The following is a 16,116-nucleotide window of genomic DNA, read 5'->3' as shown; positions in this document are numbered from 1 at the left end:
CTGAGCGCCCAATCGGGGCGGTGATCACGCGTGGGGGATCAGCGTGAGCAGCGTCGCCTCCGGGCGGCACGCGAAACGCACGGGCGCGTAGATCGAGTGCCCGCAGCCGGCGCTCACGTTCAGCGGGACGCTGCGGCCGTCGTGCGTCCAGGTGCTGAGTCCCTTGGCCTGCTTCAGCGGGATGTCGCAGTTCGCCACGAGCGCGCCGTAGCCGGGGAGGCAGACCTGCCCACCGTGCGTGTGACCGCCGAGGATGGCGTCGGCGCCGAGGTCGACGAAACCGTTGAGCACGCGCTGATACGGCGCGTGCGTGACGCCCAGCACCGCCGTTCCGGGCTCGCGCGGGCCCAGGTCCTCGATGGCCGAGGGGAGCGCGTCGAGGCGGTCCCAGTCGCGGTGTGCGTCGTCCACGCCGAACAGGTCGACGGCGGTGCCGCGCAGGGTCAGTCGCGCCGCGCGATTGTTGAGGTCGGTCCAGCCGAGCTCGTCCGTGAAGAAGCGGTCCATCGACTCCGTGTCGAGCACGGTCGGCTCGCGGTGGCGCCGCGAGGGGCCGGAGAAGTAGCGCAGCGGATTGCGCGGCGCGGGGCCGTTCACGTCGTTCGAGCCGTGCACGAAGACCCCGGGGATGCCGGCGAACGGGGCGAACGCGCGGCGGATCCCCTCGAGTCCGCGCTCATGCCCCAGGTTGTCGCCGGTGTTCACGATCAGGTCGGGCCGCAGCTGCGCGAGCGACGCGAGCCAGTCCTGCTTGCGGTGCTGCCACGGGGCCATGTGCGCATCGGACACGTGCAGGATGCGCAGGGGAGGGGTGCCGGGGGCGAACGCCGAGGCGGACACCTCGCGCACGGTGAAGAGGTAACGTTCGATGCCCACGCCCCACACCGCGGCGGCGGCGCCCACGGCCCCCACCGCGCCGAGCGCGATGAGGGCCGGATGAGCCGAGCGCGACGAACCTACTGGCACGTCACGACCACGGTGGTGCTGCTGTTGACAGGAGTGCCCGGTGCCGGATTGGTCACCGCGACCGCAGACCCCGGCGGGTTGCACGAATTGTCGAACTCGTAGGACGCGACTCGAGCCGCCTTGAGTGCGGCGTCCGCCTGGTCTCGCGACATCCCGACGATGTTCGACGGCACCACGGCACCACGGCCGTTGCTGATCGAGAGGGTCACGGTGGCAGCCGTCGCAGCCTCGCCCGTCGGGTCCTGTGCCGCGACGAGGCCGGCCGCGAGGTCGCTGTCCACCTCTCCGCCGATCGCCACCTGGAAGCCCGCGTTCTCGAGGGTCGAGCGCGCCTGGTCCTGCGACATGCCGACCACGCTCGGAACGGCCTTGAGCTCCTGACGGATCAGGTTGTTGTCCGGCTGGGGGAAGCGGTCGCCGCCGTAGGCCTCGTTCGCGGCCGCCTGCGCGGCGCGGGCCAGCGGGTAGCGCATGTCGTTGAGGTTCCAGCGACCGTAGCTCTTCCGGTAGATGTTCTCCTGGCCCTGCCAGCGTCCCGCCCACACGGCCGTCGCGACCTTCGTGCTCGACTCGATCATCATGGTCGACCACGTGTTGTGCGTTCCGGTCTTGCCGATCAGCGGGGTGCCGTCGCCCGGGTTCGCCCGCGAGCCGGTGCCGCCGCCGCCCATGACGGTTTGCAGCGCGTAGGCGGCCGTGGCTGCGACCTCGGGAGAGATCACGCCGGGGGTGCACGACGACGCGGGCAGCTCACGGTCCTTGCCGTCCGGACCGATCACGCGGTCGATCGCCCGCGGCGTGCAGTAGGTGCCGCCGCTCGCGACCGTGGCGTAGGCGTTGGCCATCGCGATGGGCGAGATGTTCTTCGCGCCGAGCACGTCGTACGGCACGTTCTCATCGGTGGTCTTGCCGCCGTTGGCCAGCGTGACGCCCAGGCGGTCGGCCACCTTGTTGATGTCGCAGAGGTCGAGCTTGGAGGCCATCGCGAAGTACCCGCTGTTGAGCGAGTTCTTCGTGAAGTTCAGCACGGTGTCGGTCGAGCCGCCGCCGCCGCCGAAGTTGCCGATCTCCTTGGTGTTCGCGACCATGGTGCCCCCACCGCACGAGGCCGCGGTGAACTTCATGTTGGTCTGCACGCGGCCGTTCAGGGTCTCGCGCACCGAATGACCCTTCTCGAGCCAGTCGATCAGCGTGAACAGCTTGTAGGTCGAGCCCACCTGGAAGCCGTTGGAGTCTCCGTGCTTGCGGTCGCCCGCGAACACGAGAGAGGTGTAGGCGGGATCGGTGGTCGGGGTCTCGGTGAACATCGTGTTCTGGGTCATCGAGAGGATCCGGCCGGTGCCCACCTCGATGGACACACCTGCGGCACCGAAGTGCATGCCGTCGTAGTTGGCCGGGACGATGTCGGCCATCTCCTGCGCCGCCGGGTTCTGGATGCGGTAGTCCAGCGACGTGAAGATCTTCAGACCGCCGCGGCGCAGCAGGTCGCGCCGCTCCTGCGGCGTGGCGCCGAACGCCTCGTCGTTCAGGACGATCGAGCGCACGTACTGGCAGAAGTAGGCGTTCGTGCCGGCAGCCGCACAGCCCTGCGTCGGCGGGTTGATCGCAGGAACGATCGGGGAGGCCTTCGCCTCGTCGTACTGGGCCTGGGTGATCTTGCCGTCGTCGAGCATGCGGTAGAGCACGTAGTCGCGGCGCTTGAGGGTGTCCGCGTAGCCGTCGGCGGCGTTGTTGTGTCCGACCTGAGCATCGTCGGTGTACGTGCCCTCCACCGGCTTGTCGATCCGGTACGTGTTGGGGTTCTGCACGATGCCGGCGAGCGTCGCGGCCTGCGCGACCGTCAGGTTCATCGCCGTCGTGGAGAAGTAGTACCGGGCGGCGGCCTCGATGCCGTAGACCGTGCCACCGAAGTTCGCGATGTTCAGGTAGCCCAGCAGGATGTCGTTCTTCGAGAAGTCCTTCTCGATCTGGATCGCGTAGCGCATCTCCTGCAGCTTGCGCTCGATGCCCTTGCTGCCGACCGCGTTCGTCGCGTCCAGCCAGCACTGCTGGAGCTCCTCGGAGTACGTGTCCGACGTGGTGTCCACGTCCTGCTCGCACTGCTGGATCAGCACGTTCTTCACGAACTGCTGGCTGATGGTCGAGGCGCCGCGGCTGGATGTGCCGCGGACGTTGTCGATCAGCGCCTTCATGGTGGCGCCCAGGTTCACTCCGCCGTGGCTGTAGAAGCTCTTGTCCTCACTGGAGAGGATCGCGTCGTAGAGCACCGGGCTGATCTGCTCGTACGTGACGGGGACGCGGTTCTGCTCATAGAACGACGCGAGGGCGACCGGCGTGCCGTCGGGCTGGGTGGCGTAGATCGTCGACTGCTCCATCGGCGTGCCAGGGCTGAGGTTCTCGGGGAGCTTGTCGAAGAGCGTCAGTGCCGTGGTGCCGGCGACTCCCGTCATCGCGAGGACGGGGGTGACGCTGGCGGTGACGAGCAGACCGGCGACGGCGCTCAGTCCGACGAGCCCGACGAGACCGCCGAGCACGCCCTTCACCGTGCGATTCTTGTGGGGCATACGCTTGATCGTAGGGGAGTTCCCTGAATACACCCTCTGACGAACACGCCCGCTCGGCCTGTTCGCGTCCCGATCGACAGGAGAGCCATGACCACGTGGGAGTACCTGACCACGCCGCTGCTGATCCACAACACCGCCGCGATCCTCAACAACTGGGGCAAGCAGGGCTGGGAGCTCGTCCAGGTGGTGCAGGGACCGGAAGGCGGCCTCGTGGCGTACTTCAAGCGCCCGGTGACCACCGACGGCTCCGCGAACGCGGGCCTCGCCGCCGCCGCCGAAGCCGCGCGTCAGTTCGAGGGGGGTCAGGCATGAGCGTCTCCACGCGCCTCGCCGAGCTCGGCATCGAGCTCCCCGCCGTCGCCGCTCCCGTCGCCGCCTATGTCCCGGCGGTCGCCCACGGCGGGCTCATCTACACATCCGGCCAGCTCCCGTTCGTCGACGGCGCCCTGCCCGCGGTGGGCAAGGTCGGCGCCGAGGTCTCCGCGGAGGACGCCAAGGCCTTCGCGCGGACGTGTGCCCTCAACGCGCTGGCCGCGGCCGCCGACGTCGCGGGCGGGGTCGACCGCATCGCCGGTGTCGTGCGGGTGGGCGGCTTCGTCGGTTCAGCCGAGGGCTTCACCGGCCAGCCCGGCGTCATCAACGGCGCGAGCGAGGTGCTCGGTGAGATCTTCGGTGACGAGGGCCGTCACGCGCGCGCGGCCGTCGGCGTCGCCGAGCTCCCGCTCGGCAGCCCGGTCGAGGTCGAGGTGACGTTCCGCCTCGCCTGACCCCGACACGCGAACGCCCCCTCCCGCGGGAGGGGGCGTTCGTCGTCTGCGGGCTACTTCACCTGCGCGGAGATGATGCTCATGACCGCGGTGTCGGCCAGGGTCGTCGTGTCGCCGACCTCGCGGCCCTCGGCCACATCGCGCAGCAGACGCCGCATGATCTTGCCCGAGCGGGTCTTGGGCAGCTCCCCGACGATGTACACGTCTCGAGGGCGCGCGATGGCACCGATCTGTTCGCCGACCCAGAGCCGGAGCTGCTGCGCGAGCCCCGCCGGGTCGTGGGCGGCGAGATAGCTCTCCTTGATGATGACGAACGCCACCACCGCCTGGCCCGTGGTCTCGTCGGACGCCCCGACCACCGCGGCCTCCGCGGTGGCCTCGTGCGCCACGAGCGAGGACTCGATCTCCGCCGTCGACAGCCGGTGGCCCGACACGTTCATGACGTCGTCGACGCGGCCGAGCAGCCAGAGGTCGCCGTCCTCGTCGAGCCGTGCACCGTCACCCGCGAAGTAGTAGCCCTGCTTCTCGAACTTCTCCCAGTACGTCTCGCGGAAGCGTTCCGGGTCGCCCCAGATGCCGCGCAGCATGCTCGGCCACGGCTCGGTGATCACGAGCAGTCCGCCGTTGCCGTTGCCGACCTCGACGCCCTGCTCGTCCACCACGTCGAGGGTGATCCCGGGGAGGGGGACCTGCGCCGAGCCGGGCTTCGTGGCGGTGACGCCGGGGAGCGCCGACACCATGATGGCGCCCGTCTCGGTCTGCCACCACGTGTCGACGATCGGGGTCTTGCCCGCGCCGATGACCTCGCGGTACCACATCCACGCCTCGGGGTTGATGGGCTCGCCGACCGATCCGAGCACTCGCAGCGACGACAGGTCGAACTTCTGCGGGACGCTGCGGCCGACCTTCATGAACGACCGGATCGCCGTCGGGGCCGTGTAGAAGATGGAGACCTTGTACTTCTCGATGATCTCCCACCAGCGTCCGGGGTGCGGCGTGTCGGGCGTGCCTTCGTACAGCACCTGGGTGGCACCGTTGGCCAGCGGGCCGTACGTCACATAGCTGTGGCCCGTGATCCACCCGATGTCGGCGGTGCACCAGTACACGTCGGTCTCGGGCTTGAGGTCGAACACGTACTTGTGGGAGTACGCGGCCTGCGTGAGGTAGCCACCGGAGGTGTGCAGGATGCCCTTCGGCTTCCCCGTGGTGCCGGAGGTGTAGAGGATGAAGAGCGGGTTCTCGGCGGGGAAGGCCTGAGCCGTGTGCTCGGCGGAGGCCGCCGGGACGACGTCGTGCCACCAGATGTCGCGCCCGTCCGTCCAGTCCACCTCGTTCTCGCCACGACGAACGACGAGGACGTGCTCGACCGTCTGCTGCTCGCCGTCGCCGCGGTCGGCCAGAGCCTGGTCCACGGCGGGCTTGAGCGCCGAGACGCGGCCCTTGCGGTAGCCGCCGTCGGCCGTGATGACGAGCTTGGCTCCGGCGTCGTCGATGCGGGAGCGGAGGCTGTCGGCACTGAATCCGCCGAACACGACGGAGTGGATGGCGCCGACACGTGCGACCGCGAGCATCGCGGCGATCGCCTCGGGGATCATCGGCAGGTAGATGGCGACGCGATCGCCGTGACCGACGCCGAGTCCCTCCAGCACGTTCGCGACGCGCTTGACCTCCTCGGTCAGCTCGGCGTACGTGATGCGACGACTGTCGCCGGGCTCGCCCTCCCAGTGCAGGGCGACGCGGTCGCCGTTGCCGGCCTCGACATGACGGTCCAGGCAGTTGTAGGCGACGTTGAGCTCGCCGTCGTCGAACCACTTGGCGAAGGGCGGGTTGTTCCAGTCGAGGACCTGGGTGAACGGCGTGTGCCAGTGGATGAGATCGCGCGACTGCTCGGCCCAGAAGCCTTCGCGATCCGCCGCGGCGCGCTCGTACAGTTCCTGTGACGCGACGGACTGCGCCGCGAACTCCTCCGATGGCGGGAATCTCCGGGTCTCGTCGAGAAGGTGGTCGATCTGGCTGCTCATCGGCAGGCGCTCCTTTGCGGCATACGGGTCATGCAGGCGTGGTCGCACGGGGGGAGGCGCGACCAGGTCAGGGCGAATCTATCGGCGTGCCACGCCCTCGAGTACTGCCGAAAGTCGGTAGTGGCGCTGGTTTTGTCAGGACGGTCGCCTTGCGTACACTCGACGACAGCCGAAATCTCATTCCGGCCTTGGCGCGCCCGATTCCCCCGATCGCGCGGCGCCGTGGGCGGCATCTCATTCCCCCCGTGAGATGCCGCCCATCTCTTTGGGAGCGCTCCCTCTGCCCGGGTCCTCTCCGTTGCCGGCCCGCGGCCCCGAGTTCTCCACGGGCAGCCGGGCCGAGGCCTTGTGCACAGACGCCGATGCCGGAGTCGCCCTGCGGCGGCACGCCTCGCCCGCCGTGCCTACTCTCGCCGCATGCCTGAACGATTCGTCATCCGGTCGAAAGACGCGGCAGCGGGGGATGCGGCCACCGCCCCTCCCCATGCCGTGCTCCTCGCGGAACCCGCATTCGCGCCGCTGGCCCCCCATGTGGACGACACCGTCACCGACGTCTTCGTCAACGGGGCAGACGGACTCTTCCTCGACCGCGGCAGCGGCGCGCAGCCCGTTCCGTCGTGGCGAGCGACCGAGCGGGAGGTGCGCGACCTCGCGGTCGCGCTCGTCGCGCTCGGCGGCCGGCACCTCGACGACCAGGCGCCGTGCGTGGACGTGCGCCTCGGATCGGGCGTGCGGGTGCATGCCGTGCTCGCCCCCATCTCCACGACCGGCACGGCGCTGTCCATCCGGATCCCGCGGGTCCATGCGGCCGACCTCGACGCCCTCGCCGCACTGGGCACGATCGATGCGCAGCAGCACGTCTGGCTCGACAAGCTCGTCGCGGAACGGGCGAACCTCTTGATCACGGGCGGGACGGGTACGGGGAAGACGACGCTGCTGTCGGCGCTGCTGTCGTCGGTACCGCCGGGTGAGCGCATCGTGACGATCGAAGACGTGGCGGAGCTGCGGCCACGGCACCCGCACCATGTCGCCCTCGAGGTGCGTCAGGCGAACCTCGAGGGCGCGGGCGGCATCGGACTCGCCCGGCTCGTCCGCGAGTCGTTGCGCATGCGCCCCGATCGGCTGGTGGTCGGCGAGTGCCGCGGCGAGGAGGTACGGGAACTCCTCACCGCCCTCAACACCGGCCACGATGGTGGCGCCGGCACGATGCACGCGAGCGGTGTGGCGGACGTGCCCGCGCGGCTCGAGGCGCTCGGCGCGCTTGCCGGAATGGACCCCGTGGCGCTCGCTCGTCAGGCCGTGAGCGCGTTCACCGTCGTCCTCCACCTGCACCGGGGGTCCGACGGAACGCGGCGCATCGCCCACGTCGGGCGACTCGTGCTGGAGAGCGATCGGCTGGGCATCGAGGAGGTCCGACCATGGTGAACAGGAGGCGTGGCGCGATGCAGTCCGCGCACGAGGTCGACCTGGCGCACTCCGTGCAGACGCTGGCCGTGCTGCTGCAGGCAGGTGCAGCGCCGCTCGTGGCGTGGCGCCATCTCGCCGGGACGGGCGACCCGAATGCGATCGCGGTCCTCGCGCGCGTCGACGACGGAACACCGCTCGTCACTGCGATCGATGCGGCCGGCGGTCGCTGGCGGGAGCTGGCCGCGGCCTGGGAGATCGCCACCGTCGTGGGCGCGCCCCTCGCGGAGGTCCTCCGCACGATCGCCGGGTCCTTGCGCGACGCGGCCGCCGCCGCCGACGATGTCCGCGTTGCGCTGGCTGAGCCCGCCGGAACGGCGCGACTGCTGCTGTGGATGCCCCTCGCGGGACTGCTCCTCGGCGTCGGCCTCGGCTTCGACACGATCGGGGTGCTCCTCGGCACACCCGCCGGGGCGACCTGCGCCGTCGCCGGGCTGCTGCTGGTCGGAGCGGCTCGCGTGTGGACGCGACGGCTGCTCCGCCGTGCGCAGCCCGCGTCGGGGACGCCGGGGATCGCCGCCGAGCTCGTCGCGGTCGCCCTTCGCGGGGGTGCCCCGATCGACCGTGCACTCCGGCTCGTGGCAGATGCGGCGGTCGTGGACCAGGGAGGGGAGGAGAGCGTGCGCCGGGTTGTGGAGCTGTCCCGGACGGCGGGCGTTCCCGCCGTCGAGCTGCTGCGTGCCTCCGCGGCGCAGGACCGACATGCAGCGCGCGTGCAGGGGCGCCTCCGCGCGGCAGTGCTCTCGACGCGACTCCTCGTGCCGCTCGGCGTCTGCACTCTGCCGGCGTTCCTCCTGCTGGGGGTGGCTCCGCTGATGCTCAGCGTGCTCGCCTCCACGTCCATTCCTGCGTGAGTCGCTCGAACCACCCAATAAAGAGGAAGAAGGAAGAATATGAACACCATTCCCCGACTCGACCGCCGTCGTGCAGCCGCCCTGTTCGGCGACGACACGGGAGCGGCGACGGCCGAGTACGCCATCACCACCATGGCCGCGGTCGCGTTCGCAGGATTGCTCGTCGTCATCATGAGGTCGGACGAGGTGCGCGGCATCCTCACCGATCTCGTGCGGCGTGCGCTCACGGTGTCATGAGCAGGCCGCTGGGCGAGCGCGGCGCGGTGGCGGCGGAACTGGCGCTCGCCCTGCCGGCCGTCGTGCTCGTGCTTCTTCTCGGCGTCGGGGCGCTCGCCGCATCGTCACGACAGGTCGCGCTCCAAGATGCGACGGCGGACGCCGCCCGTCTGTTGGGGCGGGGCGAGGGCGACGCCGCGGCCGCGGCTGTGGTGCGGCGGGCGCTTCCCGACGCCAGGGTGACGTTCGGCGCCGTCGACGATCTCGTCTGTGCGACGACGACGCTCGACCTCACCGTGGGACCGCTGATGCGCCTCCCGCTACGCGCCGCGAGCTGCGCTCTCGACGGGGGTCGGTGATGGCGGGGACGGTGCTGGCCGCCGGCGTGCTCGTCGTCGGCGCGACGCTCTCCGTCGGGCTCGCCGCCGTCGGCGGGGCGGCCGTGACCGCGCAGCGTGCAGCGGACGCAGCGGACGCCGCGGCGCTCGCCGCCGCCGATGCGCGCAGCGGTGCGATTCCCACGGCTCGCACGCCGTGCGACCTGGCCGCGCACGTCGCCCAGGCCGGAGGGGCACGCCTGATCGCGTGTTCGCTGGCCGGGGACGTGGCGACCGTGACGGTGTCGGCGGCGTACGCTGGACTCGCAGCCGTCTCCCGCGCCCGTGCCGGGCAACCCGAGGAACCGTGACGGCCGCGCGACCCTCGCTCGCTGTGAAGTACCCCGCACAGCGGTGTGTATGGTGTGCTTCGAAGAAAGGACGCACCCTTGGCTGAAGGCAAGAAGCTCGTCATCGTCGAGTCCCCGACGAAGATGCGGTCTATTCAGGGATACCTCGGCGACGGCTACGAGGTGCTCAGCTCCGTCGGCCACATCCGCGACCTCGCCGACAAGAAGGACATCCCCGCCGACGACAAGAAGGCGTACGGGAAGTACTCGATCGACATCGACAACGGGTTCGACCCGTACTACGTCGTCTCCGACCGCAAGACCAAGACGGTCGCCGAGCTGAAGCGTGCGCTGAAGAGCGCCGACGAACTCCTGCTCGCCACCGATGAGGACCGCGAGGGTGAGGCCATCGCCTGGCACCTGCTCGAGACCCTCAAGCCCAAGGTGCCCGTCAAGCGCATGGTGTTCCACGAGATCACCAAGGATGCGATCCAGGCCGCCGTGGGGAACACGCGCGAGCTGGATCATGCCCTGGTCGATGCGCAGGAGACCCGCCGTATCCTCGATCGTCTGTACGGGTGGGACGTCTCGCCGGTCCTCTGGTACAAGGTCAAGACCGGGATCTCCGCCGGACGGGTGCAGTCCGCGGCGACGCGTCTGATCGTCGACCGCGAGCGCGAGCGCATGGCCTTCGTGTCGGCTGAGTACTGGGACGTCGACGCCGACGCGGCCGCGACCGGCACCTCCTTCCGGATCCGTCTCGTCCGGGTCGACGGCGGACAGCTCGCCCGCGGCACCGACTTCAATGACACCGGAAAGCTCAAGAAGGCCGTCGTGGTGCTCGACGAGGCACGCGCTGCCGCACTGGCCAGAGCCGTCGACGCCACGGGGGCGGGGACGGTCACCAAGGTCGAGGCGAAGCCCGGCACCCGGAGCCCGTACGCCCCCTTCACGACGTCCACCATGCAGCAGGAGGCGGGTCGCAAGCTCTCGATGAGCGCCAAGCAGGCGATGAGCGTCGCCCAGCGCCTGTACGAGAAGGGGTACATCACCTATATGCGTACCGACTCCACGGCGCTGAGCACCCAGGCGGTGCAGGCGGCGCGGAGCCAGGCTGTCGCTCTCTACGGTGACAGCGCGGTGCCGCTCAAGCCGCGCGTCTACAAGTCGAAGAGCAAGAACGCCCAGGAGGCCCACGAGGCCATTCGTCCCTCCGGCGAGAACTTCCGCACGCCGTCGTCGCTGTCCTCCGAGCTCGACCGCGAGGAGCAGCGTCTCTACGACCTGATCTGGAAGCGCACGGTCGCGAGCCAGATGGCGGACGCCAAGTACGAGACGACGACCGTCACGATCGCCGTGGATGCCGATGGCCAGACGGCCGAGTTCACCGCATCCGGCACCGTCTACACCTTCAAGGGCTTCCTGGAGGCCTACGAGGAGGGTCGCGACGAGAAGCGCGGCGACGCGGACGCCGCCGAGAACCAGTCGCTCCCGGCCGTCGCCGTCGGGGATGAGCTCGCCGTCTCCCACGCCGAGGCCAAGGGCCACCGCACGACCCCGAAGCCGCGCTACACCGAGGCGTCGCTGGTCAAGGTGCTGGAGGAGAAGGGCATCGGTCGTCCGTCGACCTTCGCCACGATCCCGGAGACCATCCTCGACCGTGGCTACGCGGTCAAGCGCGGACAGGCGCTCGTGCCCACGTGGCTGGCGTTCAGCGTGGTGCGGTTGCTCGAGGAGCACTTCGCCGAGCTGGTCGACTACGACTTCACCGCGGCGCTGGAAGACGACCTCGACACGATCGCCCGGGGCGAGCAGAACCGCGTGGAATGGCTCAAGTCGTTCTACTTCGGCTCGGAGTCGCACGTGGGACTGCGGCAGGTCGTCGACAACCTCGGTGAGATCGACGCGCGGGCCCTGAACTCCACGCGCATCACCGACACCGCGACGCTGCGCTTCGGCAAGTACGGCCCCTACCTGGAGGTCACGGACCCGGAGAACCCGGACGCGAAGCCGCGAATCGTGAACGTGCCGGAGGACCTGGCGCCCGACGAGCTGACGGCGGAGAAGGCGCAGGAGCTGATCGACGCCCCGGTGGCGGGGGACCGCGTGCTCGGCACGAATCCGGAGAACGGCAAGATCGTCGTCGTCAAGGACGGCCGGTTCGGGCCGTACGTGCAGGAGAACGACCCGGTCTCGGATGACGCCGCGGTCGACGAGGCGACCGGTGAGGTCGTCGAGGCTCCCAAGCCCAAGCGCGGCGCGAAGAAGGAGACGGCGCCCAAACCGCGGACCGCCTCGCTGTTCCGCTCGATGTCGGTGGACACGCTCGACCTCGACACGGCGCTCCAGTTGCTGAGCCTCCCGCGGGTGGTCGGCGTCGACCCGGAGTCCGGCGACGAGATCACCGCGCAGAACGGCCGATTCGGCCCGTACCTGAAGAAGGGCACCGATTCGCGGTCGCTCGAGAGCGAGTCGCAGATCTTCGACGTGACGCTCGACCAGGCCCTCGAGATCTACGCCCAGCCGAAGTACGGTGCAGGTCGTCGCGCCTCGAGCGCGCTGGCCGAGTTCGACGCCGACCCCGTGAGCGGGAAGCCCATCCGCGTGCGCGACGGTCGCTTCGGTCCCTACGTGACCGACGGTGAGACGAACGTCACGATCCCGCGCGGCCAGAAACCCGAGGACATCACGTTCGAGATCGCCGTGCAGATGCTGGCCGACAAGCGCGCGAAGGGCCCTGCGCCCAAGCGCGGCTCGCGTACCGCCGCGAAGAAGGCTCCGGCGAAGAAGGCTCCGGCGAAGAAGGCGAGCGCCGACGGAAAGGCCACGACGGCGAAGTCCACGACGGCGAAGGCGGCGGCGGCGAAGAAGACCGGGAAATCCGCGGGCTCCACGTCGGCGGCGCGCTCGACCGCGGCGAAGAAGGCGGCGGCGACGCGCGCGGCGAACGCGGCGGCGAAGGCAGCGGAGAAGGCCGGCTCGTGACCGCGAGCCGCGGCGCCTGGATCACTCTCGAAGGCGGGGACGGCTCGGGCAAGACCACTCAGGCGAACGTTCTCGCCGACTGGCTGGAGCAGAGCGGGCGCACCGTGGTGCGCACCAGGGAGCCGGGGGGATCCGAGGTCGGCACGCTGATCCGCGAGATCGTGTTGCACCATCGCGGGGACATCGCGCCGCGCGCCGAGGCCCTCCTGTACGCCGCCGATCGGGCGCATCACGTCGCGACGGTCGTGCGCCCGGCGCTCGCGCGCGGTGAGGTCGTGCTGCAGGACCGCTACCTCGACTCGTCCGTCGCCTACCAGGGTGCCGGTCGGGTGCTCGACCCGGCCGAGGTGCGGGACCTGTCGCTGTGGGCGGCCGAGGGCGCACTTCCCGATCTCACGGTGCTGCTCGACCTCGATCCCGCCGCGGCGCGCACCCGACTCGACTCGGCCGACAAGCCCTTCGACCGCCTCGAGGCCGAGCAGGCCGAGTTCCACGAGCGGGTGCGCGAGGCCTACCTCGACCTGGCCGCCGCGGAGCCGGAGCGCTTCCTCGTGCTCGATGCCGCACAGCAGCCCGAGGCGATCGCGGAACGGATCCGAGCTCGCGTCGCTGAGCTCCTGGACTGATCCTCCACAGGCCGAACAAGGACGGCTGCGACCACGGATGACGGGAGACGTCCCCGCGGCGTCGGCGGTCCCGATTAGGCTGAGGACATGCCCCCGACTCTCGCCCCCGCATTCCCCTGGGCGGACGTCTGGGGCCAGGACGCGGCGGTCGACACGCTGCGCGCGGCGGCAGCCGATCCGTCGGCCCTGTCCCACGCCTGGCTGATCACCGGCCCGCCGGGGTCGGGGCGGTCGACGCTCGCGTACGCGTTCGCCGCGGCGCTGATCGCCGAGGGTCCCGATGACGAGGCCACCATGCGCCAGGTCCTCGCCGGCACCCATCCCGACGTCACGGCGCTGCGCACCGACAAGGTCATCATCACTATCGCGGAGGCGCGATCCCTGGTCGAACGCTCGTACTTCGCCCCGTCCGCCGGGCGCTACCGCGTCATCGTCGTCGAAGACGCCGATCGCATGGTGGAGCGCACGTCCAACGTTCTGCTCAAGGCTCTGGAGGAGCCCCCGGAGCAGACGGTCTGGATCCTCTGCGCGCCGAGTGAGGCGGATCTGCTTCCCACCATCCGTTCGCGCGTGCGGTCGCTGCGGCTGCGGGAACCCGACGTCGCCGACGTGGCACGACTCATCAGCCTCCGCACGGGGGTCGATGAGGCGGTCGCCGAGCAGGCGGCGCGTCACGCGCAGCGGCACATCGGGATGGCCCAGCGGCTCGCCACCGATGATGCCGCACGACGTCGTCGTGAAGAGACGCTGCGCGCCGTCATCGGTGTCCGCGGTGTGAACGACGCGGTCGATGTCGCCGGGCGCATCATCCAGGCGGCGACCGAAGACGCCAAGGCGCTCACGTCCGAGCGCGACGCGAACGAACGGGCCGCGCTGTTGCGCACCGTGGGCGTGGCGGAGGGGCAGGCCGTGCCGCCGGCGCTCCGCCCGCAGGTGTCCGCCCTGGAGGACGAGCAGAAGAAGCGGGCCACGCGGAGTCTGCGCGACGGCATCGACCGCGTGCTCACGGACATGCAGTCGCTGTTCCGTGATGTGGTGATGCTCCAGTTCGGGCGCAGTGACGACCTCATCAACAGCGAACTGCGCCCCGAACTCGTCGATCTCGCGGCGGCATGGCCCGTCGCCCGGACCCTGGTCGTCCTCGACCACCTTGCCGAGACCCGGCAGTCGCTGGAGCGCAACGTCGCTCCGCTGCTCGCCCTGGAGAGCTTGCTCGTGACGGTCACGAGCGGGAGGAAACCGTGAACACTCGCCCCCTGTCGCGCCTGCGTCGCGCGGCCGCGCTCATCGCCGGACTGGCCGTCGCCTCGGTCGCCCTCTCGGGCTGCCTCTACGCGATGATCCCCGAGCAGTCGGCACGCCCGGCGGGCGAGAAGGAGCCGGACACCGAGGGTGTCGCGGCCGACCTGCTGCCCTACTACTCCCAGAAGCTGGACTGGACGGAGTGCGGCACCGGCTTCGAGTGCACCGACGTCACGGCGCCTCTCGACTGGGAGAACCCCGGCTCCGGCGAGATCCAGCTCGCGGTGGTGCGGCATCGCGCGGAGGGCACCGCGGTCGGCTCGCTCCTCACGAACCCCGGCGGGCCCGGCGCGAGCGGGGTCGACCTGGTACTCAGCAGCCTCGGCTATGCGGTCGGCCCCGCACTGGTCGAGAACTACGACGTGATCGGCTTCGACCCTCGCGGGGTGGGCGGGTCGACGGCCGTCACCTGCTACGACGACGCCGAGATGGACGACTACCTCTACGGCATCCCCGAGGCCCAGCGGGGGAGTGCCGAGTGGGAGCAGGAGCTGCTCGACGGGCATCGCGCCTTCGCTGAGGCGTGCGACGCCAACAGCGACGGCATCCTGCCGTACATCACCACGGTCAACGCGGCCCGCGACATGGACCTGATCCGCGCGGTGCTGGGAGACAAGCAGCTCAACTACCTCGGCTACTCGTACGGCACGTTCCTCGGTGCCACCTACGCCCAGCTCTACCCCGAGAAGGCCGGACGCCTCGTGCTCGACGGGGCGATCGACCCCGCCGTCCCGGGACTCGAGGTCGGGGCCACGCAGGCGCTGGGATTCGAGTCGGCGCTGCGGGCGTACATGCAGAACTGCCTCGATTCGGGCAACTGCCCGTTCAGCGGCTCGGTCGACGAGGCGATGGCCGACCTCGGAGCGCTCCTGGCCAGCGCCGACCGCACGCCCCTCGAGAACGGGGACGGACGGCTGATGGGCGCCGATGCGCTGATGACCGCGATCATCGCCGCGCTGTACTCGCAGGACAGCTGGGACTACCTCACCCAGGCCCTGGAGGAGGCGCTGCAGGGCGACCCCACGACCGCGTTCGTGCTCGCCGACTTCTACAACGGTCGGGAGAACGGCACCTACATCGACAACTCCAGCGAGGCCTTCCGCGCGTACAACTGCATGGACTATCCGGTGGAGGACGACCCGGCGGCCGAGGCGGCGATCACCGCGAAGATCGCGGAGGGGGCACCCACGATCGCGCCCTACTGGACCGGCCCGGACCCCTGCGAGGTGTGGCCCTATCCGCCGACGGGGACACGCGGGGAGATCGCGGCGGAGGGCGCCGGTCCCATCGTCGTCGTCGGTACCACCAATGACCCGGCGACGCCGTACGAGTGGTCCGAGTCGCTCGCGGACCAGCTGGAGGAGGGCGTGCTGATCACCCGTGTGGGCGAAGGGCACACCGGCTACAACAAGGGCAACACCTGCGTCGACGACGCGGTCGAGGGATTCCTGCTCGACGACGTGGTGCCCGAGGACGGCCTGCGCTGCGAGTGAGGGCGGGCTCGATTCGCGAGCGAGGCCGAGACAGGGTAATATCGGTGATCGCGCCGCTCACGCGTCGCACGCCGCTTTAGCTCAGTCGGCAGAGCATTTCACTCGTAATGAAAAGGTCGTCAGTTCGATTCTGACAAGCGGCTCAGTGAAACCCCCGGGATCCTCGAGATCCCGGGGGTTTCTGCGTGTGC

At 70.1% G+C, this 16,116-nt stretch carries 14 protein-coding genes and 1 tRNA gene; 12 read left to right on the top strand and 3 right to left on the bottom strand.

Annotated features, from left to right (window positions below; translation table 11 throughout):
• Nucleotides 1-24: 24 nt before the first annotated feature.
• Together ACFWCH_RS00525 and ACFWCH_RS00520 are read right to left on the bottom strand one after the other, a co-directional pair.
• Nucleotides 25-966 carry a metallophosphoesterase gene (locus ACFWCH_RS00525; protein ID WP_378802669.1) on the bottom strand — a complete coding sequence of 314 codons (942 nt, stop codon included), beginning with the start codon at nt 964-966 and terminating at the stop codon, nt 25-27.
• Nucleotides 957-3,530 carry a transglycosylase domain-containing protein gene (locus ACFWCH_RS00520; protein WP_240744587.1) on the bottom strand — a complete coding sequence of 858 codons (2,574 nt, stop codon included), beginning with the start codon at nt 3,528-3,530 and terminating at the stop codon, nt 957-959. The genes ACFWCH_RS00525 and ACFWCH_RS00520 overlap by 10 nt, the downstream gene beginning before the upstream one ends.
• A gap of 87 nt (nt 3,531-3,617) precedes the next feature.
• Here ACFWCH_RS00520 and ACFWCH_RS00515 point away from each other — a divergent pair, with 87 nt between their 5' ends.
• A complete protein-coding gene (locus tag ACFWCH_RS00515; protein WP_136032162.1) occupies nt 3,618-3,842 on the top strand; it encodes a hypothetical protein in 225 nt (74 codons plus the stop codon).
• Nucleotides 3,839-4,297 (top strand): RidA family protein, encoded by a 459-nt coding sequence (locus ACFWCH_RS00510; protein WP_136036890.1) that lies wholly within the window; start codon nt 3,839-3,841, stop codon nt 4,295-4,297. The genes ACFWCH_RS00515 and ACFWCH_RS00510 overlap by 4 nt, the downstream gene beginning before the upstream one ends.
• A 53-nt stretch (nt 4,298-4,350) precedes the next feature.
• Here ACFWCH_RS00510 and acs read toward each other — a convergent pair whose 3' ends face one another.
• Nucleotides 4,351-6,318: an acetate--CoA ligase gene (gene acs / locus ACFWCH_RS00505; RefSeq protein ID WP_136032166.1), complete on the bottom strand. Its 1,968-nt coding sequence runs from the start codon at nt 6,316-6,318 to the stop codon at nt 4,351-4,353.
• A 417-nt stretch (nt 6,319-6,735) separates the two neighbouring features.
• Here acs and ACFWCH_RS00500 point away from each other — a divergent pair, with 417 nt between their 5' ends.
• The 10 genes from ACFWCH_RS00500 to ACFWCH_RS00455 all read left to right on the top strand — a co-directional run bounded on the left by ACFWCH_RS00500 (nt 6,736) and on the right by ACFWCH_RS00455 (nt 16,068).
• Nucleotides 6,736-7,743: a TadA family conjugal transfer-associated ATPase gene (locus ACFWCH_RS00500; protein ID WP_378802668.1), complete on the top strand. Its 1,008-nt coding sequence runs from the start codon at nt 6,736-6,738 to the stop codon at nt 7,741-7,743.
• Nucleotides 7,744-7,760: 17 nt separating this feature from the next.
• Nucleotides 7,761-8,636 carry a type II secretion system F family protein gene (locus ACFWCH_RS00495; protein WP_378802667.1) on the top strand — a complete coding sequence of 292 codons (876 nt, stop codon included), beginning with the start codon at nt 7,761-7,763 and terminating at the stop codon, nt 8,634-8,636.
• Between the two features lie 39 nt (nt 8,637-8,675).
• Entirely contained in the window at nt 8,676-8,873 is a 198-nt protein-coding gene (locus tag ACFWCH_RS00490) for a DUF4244 domain-containing protein (protein ID WP_136032173.1), read from the top strand.
• Nucleotides 8,870-9,211, top strand: a complete 342-nt coding sequence (locus ACFWCH_RS00485) for a TadE family type IV pilus minor pilin (RefSeq protein WP_378802666.1) — start codon at nt 8,870-8,872, stop codon at nt 9,209-9,211. The genes ACFWCH_RS00490 and ACFWCH_RS00485 overlap by 4 nt, the downstream gene beginning before the upstream one ends.
• Nucleotides 9,211-9,540: an Rv3654c family TadE-like protein gene (locus ACFWCH_RS00480; RefSeq protein WP_136032176.1), complete on the top strand. Its 330-nt coding sequence runs from the start codon at nt 9,211-9,213 to the stop codon at nt 9,538-9,540. Before ACFWCH_RS00485 ends, ACFWCH_RS00480 begins: the two co-directional genes overlap by 1 nt.
• Nucleotides 9,541-9,618: 78 nt before the next feature.
• The gene (gene topA / locus ACFWCH_RS00475) at nt 9,619-12,504 is read left to right on the top strand and encodes a type I DNA topoisomerase (RefSeq protein WP_378802665.1); all 2,886 of its coding nucleotides are present in this window, start codon (nt 9,619-9,621) and stop codon (nt 12,502-12,504) included.
• Nucleotides 12,501-13,130 (top strand): dTMP kinase, encoded by a 630-nt coding sequence (tmk, locus tag ACFWCH_RS00470; RefSeq protein WP_136032180.1) that lies wholly within the window; start codon nt 12,501-12,503, stop codon nt 13,128-13,130. The genes topA and tmk overlap by 4 nt, the downstream gene beginning before the upstream one ends.
• A gap of 87 nt (nt 13,131-13,217) precedes the next feature.
• Complete coding sequence (locus ACFWCH_RS00465; RefSeq protein ID WP_247982038.1) at nt 13,218-14,375, top strand: DNA polymerase III subunit delta'; 1,158 nt, start codon at nt 13,218-13,220, stop codon at nt 14,373-14,375.
• Entirely contained in the window at nt 14,372-15,925 is a 1,554-nt protein-coding gene (locus tag ACFWCH_RS00460; RefSeq protein ID WP_378802664.1) for an alpha/beta hydrolase, read from the top strand. The genes ACFWCH_RS00465 and ACFWCH_RS00460 overlap by 4 nt, the downstream gene beginning before the upstream one ends.
• A gap of 70 nt (nt 15,926-15,995) precedes the next feature.
• Nucleotides 15,996-16,068: transfer RNA gene (locus ACFWCH_RS00455), tRNA-Thr, on the top strand.
• The last annotated feature ends 48 nt before the right edge of the window (nt 16,069-16,116 follow it).

Origin of the sequence: Microbacterium sp. NPDC060132 (genome assembly GCF_042729675.1) — a bacterium.
Lineage (GTDB): Bacteria > Actinomycetota > Actinomycetes > Actinomycetales > Microbacteriaceae > Microbacterium > Microbacterium sufflavum.
The sequence above is the reverse complement of the archived record's forward strand: the minus strand, read 5'-3'. Positions and strand labels throughout refer to the sequence as shown.